This is a genomic window from Blastococcus sp. DSM 46786, assembly GCF_900109665.1.
Classification (GTDB): Bacteria; Actinomycetota; Actinomycetes; order Mycobacteriales; family Geodermatophilaceae; genus Blastococcus; species Blastococcus carthaginiensis.
This window is the reverse complement of record NZ_FOAO01000015.1, coordinates 117,224-129,467: the sequence shown is the minus strand read 5'-3', so window position 1 is coordinate 129,467 and position 12,244 is coordinate 117,224. Positions and strand designations below refer to the sequence as shown.

13 protein-coding genes are annotated in these 12,244 nt (G+C 72.6%); 9 read left to right on the top strand and 4 right to left on the bottom strand.

All coding sequences use genetic code 11. From position 1 onward, the window contains the following. The 4 genes from BMW62_RS15005 to BMW62_RS14990 all read right to left on the bottom strand — a co-directional run. The coding region (locus BMW62_RS15005) for an IS5 family transposase (protein ID WP_244523859.1) at positions 1-340 on the bottom strand (340 nt) is incomplete at its 3' end. 46 nt (positions 341-386) lie between these two features. Beyond that, positions 387-1,301 carry an IS982 family transposase gene (locus BMW62_RS15000; RefSeq protein WP_091932040.1) on the bottom strand — a complete coding sequence of 305 codons (915 nt, stop codon included), beginning with the start codon at positions 1,299-1,301 and terminating at the stop codon, positions 387-389. 148 nt (positions 1,302-1,449) lie between these two features. Next, positions 1,450-2,877 carry an ADP-ribosylglycohydrolase family protein gene (locus tag BMW62_RS14995; RefSeq protein WP_091932037.1) on the bottom strand — a complete coding sequence of 476 codons (1,428 nt, stop codon included), beginning with the start codon at positions 2,875-2,877 and terminating at the stop codon, positions 1,450-1,452. A 64-nt stretch (positions 2,878-2,941) separates the two neighbouring features. Continuing rightward, positions 2,942-3,724 carry a thioesterase family protein gene (locus BMW62_RS14990; RefSeq protein WP_091932034.1) on the bottom strand — a complete coding sequence of 261 codons (783 nt, stop codon included), beginning with the start codon at positions 3,722-3,724 and terminating at the stop codon, positions 2,942-2,944. A gap of 285 nt (positions 3,725-4,009) precedes the next feature. Between BMW62_RS14990 and BMW62_RS14985 the strand changes: the two genes are divergently transcribed. From BMW62_RS14985 to BMW62_RS14945, 9 genes are all read left to right on the top strand, one after another. Next, a complete protein-coding gene (locus BMW62_RS14985; RefSeq protein ID WP_091932032.1) occupies positions 4,010-4,324 on the top strand; it encodes a DUF3303 domain-containing protein in 315 nt (104 codons plus the stop codon). A 169-nt stretch (positions 4,325-4,493) separates the two neighbouring features. Next, positions 4,494-4,880, top strand: a complete 387-nt coding sequence (locus tag BMW62_RS14980; protein ID WP_091932029.1) for a hypothetical protein — start codon at positions 4,494-4,496, stop codon at positions 4,878-4,880. Positions 4,881-5,012: 132 nt separating this feature from the next. After that, positions 5,013-5,657: a hypothetical protein gene (locus BMW62_RS14975; protein ID WP_170852394.1), complete on the top strand. Its 645-nt coding sequence runs from the start codon at positions 5,013-5,015 to the stop codon at positions 5,655-5,657. A 171-nt stretch (positions 5,658-5,828) separates the two neighbouring features. Then, a complete protein-coding gene (locus BMW62_RS14970; protein ID WP_091932027.1) occupies positions 5,829-6,791 on the top strand; it encodes an Lsr2 family DNA-binding protein in 963 nt (320 codons plus the stop codon). 83 nt (positions 6,792-6,874) lie between these two features. Then, the gene (locus BMW62_RS14965) at positions 6,875-7,081 is read left to right on the top strand and encodes a ribbon-helix-helix protein, CopG family (RefSeq protein ID WP_091932094.1); all 207 of its coding nucleotides are present in this window, start codon (positions 6,875-6,877) and stop codon (positions 7,079-7,081) included. Next, positions 7,078-7,449: a type II toxin-antitoxin system death-on-curing family toxin gene (locus BMW62_RS14960; RefSeq protein WP_091932024.1), complete on the top strand. Its 372-nt coding sequence runs from the start codon at positions 7,078-7,080 to the stop codon at positions 7,447-7,449. Before BMW62_RS14965 ends, BMW62_RS14960 begins: the two co-directional genes overlap by 4 nt. Positions 7,450-7,717: 268 nt before the next feature. Next, positions 7,718-9,019 (top strand): 3'-5' exonuclease, encoded by a 1,302-nt coding sequence (locus BMW62_RS14955; RefSeq protein WP_091932022.1) that lies wholly within the window; start codon positions 7,718-7,720, stop codon positions 9,017-9,019. After that, positions 9,016-10,674, top strand: a complete 1,659-nt coding sequence (locus tag BMW62_RS14950) for a nuclease-related domain-containing DEAD/DEAH box helicase (protein WP_091932019.1) — start codon at positions 9,016-9,018, stop codon at positions 10,672-10,674. The genes BMW62_RS14955 and BMW62_RS14950 overlap by 4 nt, the downstream gene beginning before the upstream one ends. Before the next feature lie 136 nt (positions 10,675-10,810). Continuing rightward, a complete protein-coding gene (locus BMW62_RS14945) occupies positions 10,811-12,124 on the top strand; it encodes a hypothetical protein (RefSeq protein WP_091932091.1) in 1,314 nt (437 codons plus the stop codon). Positions 12,125-12,244 lie beyond the last annotated feature (120 nt).

The following is a 12,244-nucleotide window of genomic DNA, read 5'->3' as shown; positions in this document are numbered from 1 at the left end:
TGGTGTTCGTCGCGTGCTGGTGCGCGCGGTTGATCGTGGAGTCCACCGACACATTCCAGTCGATCAGCCCGGCAGCGTCGGCATCGGCCAACAGGGCCGCATGCACCCGGTCCCAGGTGCCGTCAGCGGCGAAGCGGCGATGCCGCTTCCACACCGTCTGCCACGGCCCGAACTCCGCCGGCAGATCCCGCCACGGTGTCCCCGTCCGGTACCGCCAGATGATCCCCTCGACCGTGCGCCGGTGATCGGCGAACGGCCGGCCGCCCTTTCCCGACGCCGCCGGCATCAACGGCTCCACCAGGGCCCAGGCCCCATCCGACAGCGACACCATCCGAGACACCCTGTCAGCCTGCCGCCCCCGAGGTCACCGGGTTAGGAGACACGCCCTAGTGGTCGTAGGCGATCAGTGATCGTGGGGTTGGTGCGCCGATGTGGTCGTTGTGCCAGATGACGGCGGTGATCTCCAGGACTCGTTGCAGGATGCGGACCCAGACACCGGTCGGGGTGTGTCCGCCGTGTTGTTCGAGGTCGAGCTGGCCTTTGAAGGTGTCGTTAATCGACTCGATCACCTGCCGCAGCGGCTTGAAGAGCCGCGCTCCGGGCCGGGGCGCTTCGCCGGCGCGGGCCGGTCGCAGCAGCGTGATGCCGTGGTTGTTGAGCGTGGTCTCGAACTGCCGGCCGTAGTAGTGCCGGTCGGCGATCACCGTCTGCCCCGATCGGCCGGCGGTCAGCGTCGGATCGGCGTCAAGGATGCCCAGCAGCACCTCCCGCTCGTCGGCCTTGGCGCCGGAGACGGCGAAGCCGACCGGCAGTCCGTGCAGGGTGCACAGCAGGTGCAGCCGCAGTCCCCAGAAGTAGCGGGAGTGGCTGGCGCAGTAGCCGTACTCGGCCCAGCCGGCCAGGTCCGAGCGATGCGCCGCTTCTCGGGAGCGGGCGCACTCGACCGGCGTGGAGTCGGCCACCCACACGTCATCGGTCCACAGAGCGGTGTCCCGGGCCAGCACGCCGACCAGCCACCGGAGCGTGTCGGCCAGCCGGCGCAGCCGCTTGTTGTAGCCCGGCTGCTGGGGCAGATACGGGAACAGGTGCCGCAGCTGGGCGTGGGCGTAGCGCAGCCAGCGGGCCTCGCTGGTCCGGCCCAGCAGTGCCTGCATCACCGCGAGGGTGACCAGTTCGGCGTCGGTGATCCGCGGCCTGATCCCGACCGCTGGGCGGGCCGGTGCGCGATCGGGCGAGGCCTTCAGCAGATCGTCGGTGCGTGCATAGAGTGCCGTGGCGAGGGTGTCCAGATCGGCGTCCACGAGGACCTCCGAGGTTCGACGTTGGGGAGCAACGCCGAGCCTGGGCACCCTCGCCCATCACGTGATCAAGGCACGCCGAACCCAGACCCCTTGGAATCGGTCATCTAGCCGGTAGTGCAACTTGTGCCTCTGGGCTCCGGGGAGCACTTCAGTGGTGGAACTGGGTGCGATGTGGCCGCACCCGGGCGGCGAGCCGTTCCAGTGCGGCGGTGAAGCTCTCGTTCCACAAGCCAAGGTGCGGCCAGCGCTCGGCGACGTGCGCCGTCGCCTCCTCGACCGACATCCCCTTCTCGCGCACCAGCCAGCCGCGCAGCACCAGCCCTGTGCGAGAGGCACCGCCATGGCAGTGCACCAGCAAGCGGTGACCCTCCTCCTGGAGTGCCGCCATGTCGTCCAGGACGTCGGCGAGCATCACGTCGAGGTCGGCGTTGTGCTCGTTGTCGGCGATGTAAGCCATCCGGTGCACCGGGTGCGGGAACGACTCGCCGAGCCGGCACAGCGAGATGACGGCGAAGTCCTCGTCGCTGTATCGCGCACCGTCGAGGTTCCCGGCCCAGATGCCGGGCAGGACCTCCGTCGGGCCGATCCGCGGGATCACGCCCGGGTCGTAGTTCTGCTGCACCCCACCGTCCAGCGCCGCTGCCAGCTGCTGCAGGTCGGCGAGCCGCCAGACCTTGTCGCCGTGGCCGGGCACCCGCCCGTGCACCGCCGACGCCCACCGGCTCGGGATGGCGCCCATCCCGAACACCGCCCCGGCCAGGCCGCCGGCGACGCAGGCCGCCGTGTCGGTGTCGCCACCGAGGTCGATGACCAGCCGCAGCACCTCGGCGAAGTCCCGGCCGTGCCGCAGCGCCCACCCCGCCTGGCCGAGCGTCGGCCACACCGCGCCGTTCGACTCGGTGGCCTGGTCGGGCGTCCAGTCGGGCGCAAGCACCGCCGCCCACCGCTCACGGTGCTCGGGCAGCACCGCCTCCAGCGCCGTCGGGATCGCCGCCAGCGGGTCCTTGCCGTCGAGAGCCACACGCATGAGCTCGTGGAAGATTGCGCATCCTTCGCCGGCCGACGGGTCGCCGTGCGTCAGCGCCGAGATCCGACGCGCGGCGTCCATCGTCGCTTCGCGCCCCTCCCGGGAGAACCGGATCGCCGCGGGCGTCGTCCGCATCAGCGAGCCGTTGCCGGCCGCGTGCCCGGAGCGGGCGAAGTGCTCGGCCGCGGCGACGTCCCACGGTCGGCCGGAGCCCAGGACAGCCCGGGTCTGGTTGCCGATGTCCGGCGGGCCGGCCTCGGCCCACGCCCGGAAGCGGTCGAAGGCGTCGGCCTCGTCGAGCCCGCCGCGCTCCACCAGCGAGGTGGCCACGAGCAGCGCCATCTGGGTGTCGTCGGTGAACTCACCCGGCTCCCAGTTCAGCGAGCCCCCGGCGCACATCTCCGTCTTCGATGCGCGCGCCGGCACCGGGAAGCGGGTCGAGAACTGCCCGGGCGGTCCGAACTCGAACGGGGCGCCGAGGGCGTCGCCGACGGCGGAGCCGACGAGCGCGCCGGCGACGCGGTGGGAGCGGTGCATGCGCTGAGTCACTCAGGCATCCTGGCCGACGGCGGTGCCGCGCGTGCGTGCGACGCCGGATGAGGCTCGTGGTTCGTCAGCGGGCCTGGACGAGCAGCGGCTGGGCGACCTCGCCGATCGAGCCGCGCACGTCGGAGAGCTCGCCGTGGCACAGTCCGATGCCATCGGCGGCGATCTGCGTGCGGCAGGCCAGGTGCACCCACTCGCCGTCCGGCTCGCGGGTCAGGTGCGTGGTCATCCCCGGCGGGATGGACCACCAGCTGTCGATGGGCAGCTCCACGGAGATGCCATTGGCGGCGTCGGCGGCGATGAGCGCGCGGTCAAGACCGGTGAGGGGCAGGCCGGCGACCAGGGGAACGCGCACCCGGGTCCAGACGTCGGCCGGCCCGGGCTCCTCCGGTGACCCGGCGGTGTAGCGCCAGTCGATGGCCTGCCCGAAGCCCCAGTCGGGCAGGCCGAACAGTTCCTGCGGCGAGGAGTCGGGGACGGCGGGTGGCGGGCTGAGCTCGGTGACCACCGGCGGCCTGGGCCCGACGGCGAGCGACCACACGCGGGCGACGGCGACCGTGCGCCCGTCGACGGTCATCACGGCCTCGGTCAGGTCGATCCGCCGCCCCGGGCGGACGGGGGACACCTTGACGGCGAGGTCACGGCGGGGGATGGCGCCGAAGAAGTCGACGCTGATCCGTGCCGGGCGAGTGCCCGTCCCGGTCGCCCGGGCGGCGTCGGCGGCCAGATGCGCCAGCAGCGCGGACGGCGGTCCTCCGTGCTGGGCGCTGTGGTCCCACGGGCTCTCGGTCGCCCGGGTGGGCGCGAAGCGGTTGTCGCCCAGCGGCAGGTAGAAGGCCTCGAACTCCATGACCGGCAGTCTGGCCGAGGCGCTCGGCCGGCGGCTGGGCGGTAACCGCAGGATGCCCATTCGCTGCTGACCGGCGGAGTCGACGCAGCAGCCGGGCTGCTCGGCGTTCGGTGTGTCGACGCGGGTGGGCATCGTCCCGTTCCGGTCGATGCAGTTCCGGTGGGACGACGCGCTGTGTCGACTCGTCGAGATGTCGGCCGCCCGCCCGCGCGGCAGCGCCGTCTCCCTTGCGGCCGCCACGCTGCCTGCGCGAGCCTCCTCGCACGGGCTCGAAGGAGAGTCGTGATGAAGTACGTCGTCGCCTGGCGGGAGCGGCCGACCGGCTCGGCCGCGGAGTACGAGGCCGCGCAGAAGCGGATCCGCGAGGTCCTCGCCCTGTGGGAGATGCCGGCGAGCCTGACCATCCATCAGTTCGTCGCCCGCGTCGGCGAGTCCGGGTACGCCGTCCTCGAGACCGTCGAACCTGCCGACCTCCAGTACCTGATCACCGCCTTCGCACCCTTCTCCATCACCGTGGTGCCGATGACGGACGTGATGGACGCCGCCGACGAACCACGCGGCATCGAGTGGCGGAATGGGCTGCCGTGCACCCAGCCGTAGGCCGGGCCCACCGTCACCGCCTCCCGGCGAAGGACAGGCTCGGCGCACGAGCCGTACCAGGACAGTCGGTGTGTGTGCGGTCGATCGGCCGAGGGTGATACTCGCCGACGAGGTCGGCCGCGCCCCCGCTCGTCCAGCGGGCCGCAACACCGGTTCGAGGAGGCGCGCGGTGCACGCGGTGCTGTCCCGGTACCTCGAGGACCAGGCGTGGCCGGCCGGGCGGGAAGGACGCATGGTCGACGGGCTGCGACTCCTGCAGGAGTTCGCCGCGACCGGCGCCCGGCCGGTGACCTACAAGGAGTTCGCCGAGCAGCTGCGGCCAGGCCTGGCGGCGCTCGCGGCATCGAGGGTCCTCGCCGACATCGGCGAGTTCTGCAACGCAGCCGGCTGGCCGAACGTCACGTGCTTCGTCGTCTCCGCCAGCACGGGGGAGTGCTCGCCCGGGTGCCGGCAGATCGGGGACGAGGGGCCGGTCGTCGCGCGGGAGCGGGCCTGGCTGAGCTACGGGGTGCGCGGGGACGGGCCGCCCGTCGACCCGCCTCCGGAAGTCGGCTGACCCGCTCGCAGTCGAACCATCGCCCGTTCGGGTGGTGTCTCCGTCCCACCACCGGGAGTCGCCCGCCGCTGTCAGTAGGCGCTGTCATGGTCCGCCCCGTGCCGTCGTGGGACGGAACGGAACGGAGGCGGGATGCCGGAGTCGGTGGGAGTGCAGGCCGGGCGGGTGTGCCCCGGGTGTGGGCGGGAGGACTCCATCCCGCTCGTCTACGGGTTGCCGGGAGGTGACCTCTTCGAGCAAGCGGAGCGCGGGCAGGTCGCGCTCGGCGGCTGCATCGTGCCGGGGGAGATGGAGGCGTTCCTCTGCCGCAGCTGCGACCTCGCTCGGGGGAGCGAGTCGGACCCCACCGCCGACGAGGCCGAACTGGCCGGCCTGCTCGACGTCGGGCACGCGGACCTCGTCCGGGCCCTGGGTACCGGGTGGCGGCGCGAGAGCGCAGCCGATGGCCAGGACGGTGTGCGGTGGTTCGTCAGCGGCGAGCCCGCGCAGCTCGCGGTGGGTGTGGAGGGCCCGTGGTTCGTCCTGGCCCGGCCGCTCACGTCCTGGGGCGAGCACCGCGCCGGCCCGCTGATGGGTGACGGGCCGCGCTTGACCCGCGACGACGTCCTGCACCAGCCGTATCTCGTCGCCGAGATGGCCGAGGCCATCGCCTCGCACCGGCGTCGGTCCTTCCGCTGGTGCCGCACCTGCCGTCGGGCCACCGCGCCCGAGGCGTTCGTCGCCGCCGCGAGCTCGTGCGAGCAGTGCGTCTCCGCCTTCGGCGACGGGGAGGAGTAGTCCTGCCGCCCTGATGGGCAGGTCCGCGAGGCGACGGCGCTCTGCCGGCTCGTCACCGGCATGAGCGGGGCCAGGCGGTCGACGCGGTGGATGCGCTCGCCAGCCGCACCCACGCGCTGGTCACCGGCTGGGTGCGCGCAGGTGCGCGACGCCCCGTGCCAGGCTGGAGCCGTGGTCGACGACCTGCTCATCGCGCGCAACCCCGACCCCGCCTCCACGCTGCCCTATCTCGTCCGCATCCCGCTGGGCCCGGCAGGCGTCGTCGTCAAGGCCAAGGAGCCGTGGCCGCGGGCGACGAAGGTCTACTGCCACCGGGCCGAGGAGTGGCCGGCCGACGCGGAGATCGTGGAACGGCACCCCGTCCGCTCCTGCTCCCGCCGTGGTCCCGCGGTCGACCTGGTGCTCGCCCGTGCACGGGAGAACCGCTCGCAGCTGGTCATCACGCGGGCCCGCGGCCGGGAGGTGATCTTCTGGCAGTCGCCCCGGACGGCGAAGCAGGCCCGCCCCGGTGTGCACCTGCCCACCGCTCGGGCTCACGGTCAGGTGCTCGAAATCCTGGTCGACAGCGGCGAGAAGTACCCCTACGCCTTCGGTGGTCAACAGGCCACCACCCGGCGGCAGCGGCTCGCCGCCGGTGACTACGCCGTCGAGCTCGACGGGGACGTGGTCGCCGCCGTCGAGCGGAAGACCCTCGAGGACCTCGCCGGCAGCCTGCTGTCGGGGAAGCTCACCTACGCCCTCGCCGAGCTGACGGCGCTGCCGCGCGCCGCCGTCGTGGTGGAGGACCGCTACAGCCGGCTGTTCAAGCTCCCGCACACGCCCGGCGCCCGGATCGCCGAGGCGCTGGCCGAGGCCCAGGCCCGCTTCCCTTCGGTGCCGGTCGTGTTCTGCGAGACCCGGCCGCTGGCGCAGGAGTGGACCTACCGCTGGCTCGGCGCCTGCCTCGCCGAGCTGGGCGCGGCGCGCGCGACCGAGACGGTCGAGGGCTCGTTCGCTCCCGGCCGGCCGGTGCCGGCCCGGCCCGCGTCGTCCGCCGAGATCCGGGCCTGGGCCCGGTCGCAGGGCATCGACGTCAGCGACCGCGGCCGGATCCCGGCCGGCCTGCTCCGTCGCTATCACCAGTCGGCGGGCTGATCGGGGGCATTCATGGCCGAGCGGTGGCCGGGGGAGCGGAAACGGGTTACCGGAATTGGTATCACAGCGATACCATCGCGCTCATGGCCATGACGCTGCGCATCGACGACGAGTTGGAACGGGCGCTCGCAGCGCTCGCAGAGGCGGAGGGGACCTCGCGGCAGGAGATCGTCCGACGTGCCGTCCTGGAGCGCCATGCGCGCAGCGGCCACGCCGCGCGGGTACAGGAGAGCTCCGCGCGGCTGGTGGAGCAGTGGGGCGATGTCCTGCATCGCCTCGGTACGGCGTGACCGAGGTCGAGTACCTCGACCTGGAGGACCTGCTGGGCTTGACCCGGGTACTGGGCGCGGGCCCGGTCAGGGACATCGGCCTCCTGGACTCCGCCGCCGGCCGCCCTCGGGCACAGGCGTTCGGGCAGGACGCCTACGAGACGCTTCCGCTGAAGGCTGCGGCTCTGTTGCACTCGGTCGTCCGGAACCATGCGTTGGTCGACGGCAACAAGCGGCTGGGCTGGCTGGCCACAGTGGTCTTCCTCGACCTCAACGGCCACGCACCGGACCTGGACGACGATGCAGCATTCACGCTGGTGATGGACGTGGCGGCCGGCGGCGTCGACGTCGAGGCGATCGCCGACCGACTCCGGATCGCCCCTCGCTGAGTTCTCCCGCGGGCGGGCGTCCGGCCCTCCGGTAGGCGCTCCCGGCCGGCGACGGGGCCCGGGAGGCGTCGGCGAGACAGCAGGCGAGCCCGCGTGCAACGTGCCGCTCCGCCTGCCCGCCGAGTTGCCGGGAGGTGGCTCTGAGGCACGTGTGGCACGAGCGGACCGCTTCGGCCCGAAACCCGCGGTTCCGTCGCCCCGCTGTGTCATGGTCCGCCGCGTCCGCCCCCTTCGGTCGACGTCCGGCCGCGAGCACGAAGGAGCCGTCGTGACCGTTGCCGTCGTCGACGTGGAGACCACCGGCCTGTCCCCGCGGACCGACCGGGTCGTCGAGATCGGCGTCGTCCTGCTCGACGACCGCGGCGAGGTCGAGGCCGAGTTCGAGACCCTCGTCAATCCCGGGCGGGACGTCGGCCCGACCGGGCTGCACGGCATCAGCGCCGGCGACGTCGTCGACGCACCGGCCTTCGCGGACGTCGCGGCGCACCTGCGCTCACTGCTCGCCGGGCGGGTGCTCGTCGCCCACAACGCGCTGTTCGACCTGCGTTTCCTCGCCCGCGAGTTCGGTCGCGCCGGCCAGCCGACCGCCCTGTCACCGACGCTGTGCACGATGCGCCTTGCGCCGCTGTTCTTCGGCTCGGGCACCCGGTCGCTCCAGGCGCTCTGCGGCTTCCTCGACATCCCGCTCGTGCACGGCCACGCTGCACTTCACGACGCCCGCGCCACCGCCGAGCTCATGCTCGCCATGCTCGCCTCCGACCTCGGCGGCGGGTCGCTGGCCGGAGCCGGGGTCCGCGTCGACTTCGCCGAGGACGGCAGCTACCGCGGCTTCGAGGCGCTCGACGGCGGCTGGACCGACCTCGTCACTGCCGCGAGCGCGTACGCCGACGGCAGCACGTGCCCGCCGTGCCGGACGCTGCCCCGCGAGGCCGCGACCGCCGCCATCCGCGAACGGGACGGCTACCTTTCCGGCCTCGTGGCCGCACTGCCGGCGCTGGACGACGCGCCGCCCAGCATGGCGCCGTACCTGACCGTGCTCGACCAGGTGCTGGAGGACCGGCTGGTCAGCGTCGCCGAGGCCGACCAGCTGGTCTCGCTCGCCGGCGAGCTCGGCTGCGGGCCCGACCACGTGACGGCCGCGCACCGCGTCTACCTGGAGGCGCTGGCCACCGCCGCGTACGCCGACGGCGTCGTCACCGAGGGGGAGCGGACCGACCTCGAGCGCGTGGCGTTGCTGCTCGGCATGCGGAGCAAGGACGTCGACCTGGCGCTGTCCGTCGTCCGCAGCGGCGCGCAGGTCTCGCTGCCCCGGCGGGCCGAGGTCTTCTCGCCCGGCGACCGGGTCGTCTTCACCGGCGCGATGAGCCGCACCCGCGACGAGCTCGAGCAGGCCGCCCGGGATGCCGGCCTGCAGCCGATGTCCTCGGTGTCGAAGCAGACCGGCGTCCTCGTGTGCGCCGACCCGCACTCGCAGTCGGGCAAGGCGAGCAAGGCGCGGGCGCTCGGCGTCCGGGTGATCAGCGAGGCGGTGTTCTGGGAGGCGCTCTCGGTCACCGGGGTTCGCAGGTGACCGCCCGCCTGTTCCCCGACGACCCGCAGTTCGCCCATGCGTCCGAGGAGCTCTTCGTCCGGACGCTGCGTGACCAGCTGCCCGACGACGCCGTCCTCTTCTGCAACGTCCGGCTGAGCGACGGGCAGCAGGACCGCGAGGCCGACGTCGTCGTCGCCTGGCCGGGCGTGGGCGTCGCCGTCGTCGAGGTCAAGGGTGGGCACGTCACGCTGCAGCGGGGGGAGTGGCGGCAGGGCGGCGATGGCACCGACCACGTGATCCACCCGGTCGACCAGGCCGTCGCCTGCAAGTACCTGCTGTGCGGCTACCTCGCCGATCACCCGCGCTGGTCCGCCGGTCGGCCCCGGACGGCGCACCTCGTCGCGCTGCCGGCCACCACGCTGGCATCGGACTTCATGGCGCCTGGCCTCGCCCGCTGGATGGCGATCGACACGACCGACGTCCCGCACGCCGCCGCCCGGATCAGGGCCGCGCTGGAGAAGGTCCGCGACGAGCCCGACCCGCCGACCGCCGAGGACGTCGAAGCGCTCGTCGACTGCCTGGCCGGCACCGCCATCCCGCAGCAGCACCTGCTCGCCCAGCTGGCCGAGCGCGAGGCCGCCTGCGACCTGCTCACCCGGGACCAGGCGAAGGTCCTCGACCTGCTCGCGGACTTTCCCCGGGTGGAGATCCGGGGCGGCGCCGGCTCCGGGAAGACCTGGCTGGCCGTCGAGAAGGCCCGCCGCCTCGCCGCGGACGGTCAACGGGTCGCGGTCATGTGCTACTCGCGCGGTCTGGCCGAGTTCCTCAAGCGCCGCGTCGAGACGCTGCCGAAGCGGCAGCGGCCGGCCTACGTCGGCACCTTCCACAACCTCGGCATCGGCTGGGGCGTGGAGCCCGGCTCGGACGACGACAGCGGCTACTGGGAGGAGTTCCTGCCCGCGGCGATGGTGTCGCTCGCGGCGGAGCTTCCCGAGGGCGAGCGGTTCGACGCGATCGTCGTCGACGAGGGCCAGGACTTCGCCCAGAGCTGGTGGGACGCCGTCCTGGCGGCGCTGCGCGATCCCGGCACGGGCTCGCTGTACGTCTTCTCCGACGAGGGGCAGCGCATCTTCGCGCGGCAGGGCCGGCCGACCGTCGACCTGATGCCGATCCCGCTCAACGAGAACCTGCGCAACACCAAGCAGATCGCCGGCACGTTCTCCAGCCTCGCGCCCGAGCAGATGAAGATCCGTGGTTCGTCCGGTGTGCCGGTGCGCTTCGTCCAGTGCCCGACGGAGGACGCCGTCGGCGCGGCCGACGACGTCGCCGACGAACTGCTGGACGACGGGTGGCCGCCCGAGTCGGTCGCTCTGCTGACCACGCACCGGCGCCACCCGGTGCAGGTCGAACGCCAGGCCGAGGGGCAGGACGCCTACTGGGCGACCTACTGGCAGGACGACGACGTCTTCTACGGGCACGTGCTCGGTTTCAAGGGACTGGAGCGGCCGGCCGTCGTGCTGGCCGTCAACGGCTTCCGGGACGAGGCGCGCGCCAAGGAGATGCTCTACGTCGCGCTGTCCCGCGCCCGCGACCTGCTCGTCGTCTGCGGCGACCTGGAGCTCATCCGACGCGTCGGCGGCCCGGCCGTGGCGCAGCGGCTGTCGAGCAAGGAGGGGGACGGGCGAGGACGGTGAGCCTCGCCGAACCGCCGAACCGCCGAGGTACGGGGAGACCCGTCGATCGGACCGATCATGGGGCGCACCGATGCCGCCGTCAGCTGCCGCTGATGCCGTCTGCGCGCTGGAAGACCAACCCGGGGAGAAGAAGTACGTGACTGCCGATAGCAACGCGCCCGTGCCGGTGTGGACGCTCGCCACCGAGGACGTGAGCGTTCCCGATGTGCTGGGCGACGAAGGCATGACGCCCGCCCGTCTGGCGGAGCTGAGGACAGCCCTGGCGACACTCGCCGCGGCTCCGATCGCCACGCTGGAAGCGCATCCGATGTCCACCCGACGCGACCGGAACGGCGGTATCGCGCTGCACGCGGCGAGCCCCCTGGCGCAGCAGCTGTCGCAGCTGGTCACGCAGACGGCGAAGTCAGCCTCGCCGACGCTGAACGCCGCCTCGAGCGGTGAGGTGCTGTACCGGATGGTGGTCCCGGCCAAGGTCGCAGCAGAGGTCGGCAAGGGGCTCGTGCGACCCATGGCCGCCAAGGGGGTCGCGGGAGGGATTCGCAGCGCTCTGGTCAACTCCTCCGGAGTCACTTCCCACGCCGCGTTCGTCCCCGTTGCGGGCAAGGCAGCGGCTGCTGGGGCGGTGGGCGGGTCGGCCGCGACCGCAGGGGTGGCGGCCGCGGGCGCCGGGGCTTTGACGGTGGCCGCGCCTCTGGTCCTGATGGCCGTCGCGGTCGGCGTCAGTGCGCATGCCGATCAGCAGCGCCAGAAGTCGATCGAGCGGATCACCGACCTGCTCGAGCAGTTGCACGAGGACAAGCTCGATGCGGAGCGGAGCGAACTCGACGGCTGCCGTGACGCCATCGACAAGGCCACCTCGATCCTCCTCGACCAGGGTCGCCTCGGGCTGTCCCTCGGCCTCGACTCCGCCGTGCATGCCATCGGCAAGGCGATGGAGCAGACCCGCAGGCGGCTCGGCAAGTGGCAAGAAGCGCTGGACAAGCTCCCTGACGGACCGGTGGAGGTCGGCGCGCTCACGAAGGCGTTCCCGGGCATCGACGAGGACGGCGGCGCCTTCCGTGCGCACCTCGAGCTTGCGAGGCTCGTGATCGCTCTCAAGCGCCGGGTGCTGGTCCTCCAGGCCGTCGAGCACGCCCAACTCGAGGGCGGCAACCATCCCTTCAAGACCTTCATCCGTTCCCTGAAGGAAGACGAGCGTCGCGTCGACGAACTGGAGTCCGGGATCACCTCGGTGCTCCACCGGCTGTCGACTCTCGAGGTGAAGCGTTCCGGCGGCTTCCTCAGCGTCGTCGTCACGCCGGGAGAGGTGGACCACCTCCTCACGACCGCGTATCGGCTCCGGGCTCTGGGTGACGGTCTCGATGTCGGCCTCCACCAGGCTGACGTCGCGATCGAGATCGAGCGGAGCCGCGACGGATCGCTCGTCGTCTTCCCTGCGGAGGCTGCTTGATCGAGCCGCTTCCTGCCTCCGGCGGAACCATCGCGGAGCGGCGCTGCGAGGTGCCACCCCGCGATGCGGGCGGTGTGGCGTCAGACGGACGCATCCCTGTTGTCTCCGCTGCCGTACCGC

Excerpts from the sequence above, each read along its gene's own strand:
- BMW62_RS14990 (WP_091932034.1), bottom strand. The coding sequence starts at position 3,724 with ATGGAGTTCGAGGCCTTCTACCTGCCGCTGGGCGACAACCGCTTCGCG.
- BMW62_RS14975 (WP_170852394.1), top strand. The coding sequence starts at position 5,013 with ATGCCGGAGTCGGTGGGAGTGCAGGCCGGGCGGGTGTGCCCCGGGTGT.
- BMW62_RS14985 (WP_091932032.1), top strand. The coding sequence starts at position 4,010 with ATGAAGTACGTCGTCGCCTGGCGGGAGCGGCCGACCGGCTCGGCCGCG.
- BMW62_RS14965 (WP_091932094.1), top strand. The coding sequence starts at position 6,875 with ATGGCCATGACGCTGCGCATCGACGACGAGTTGGAACGGGCGCTCGCA.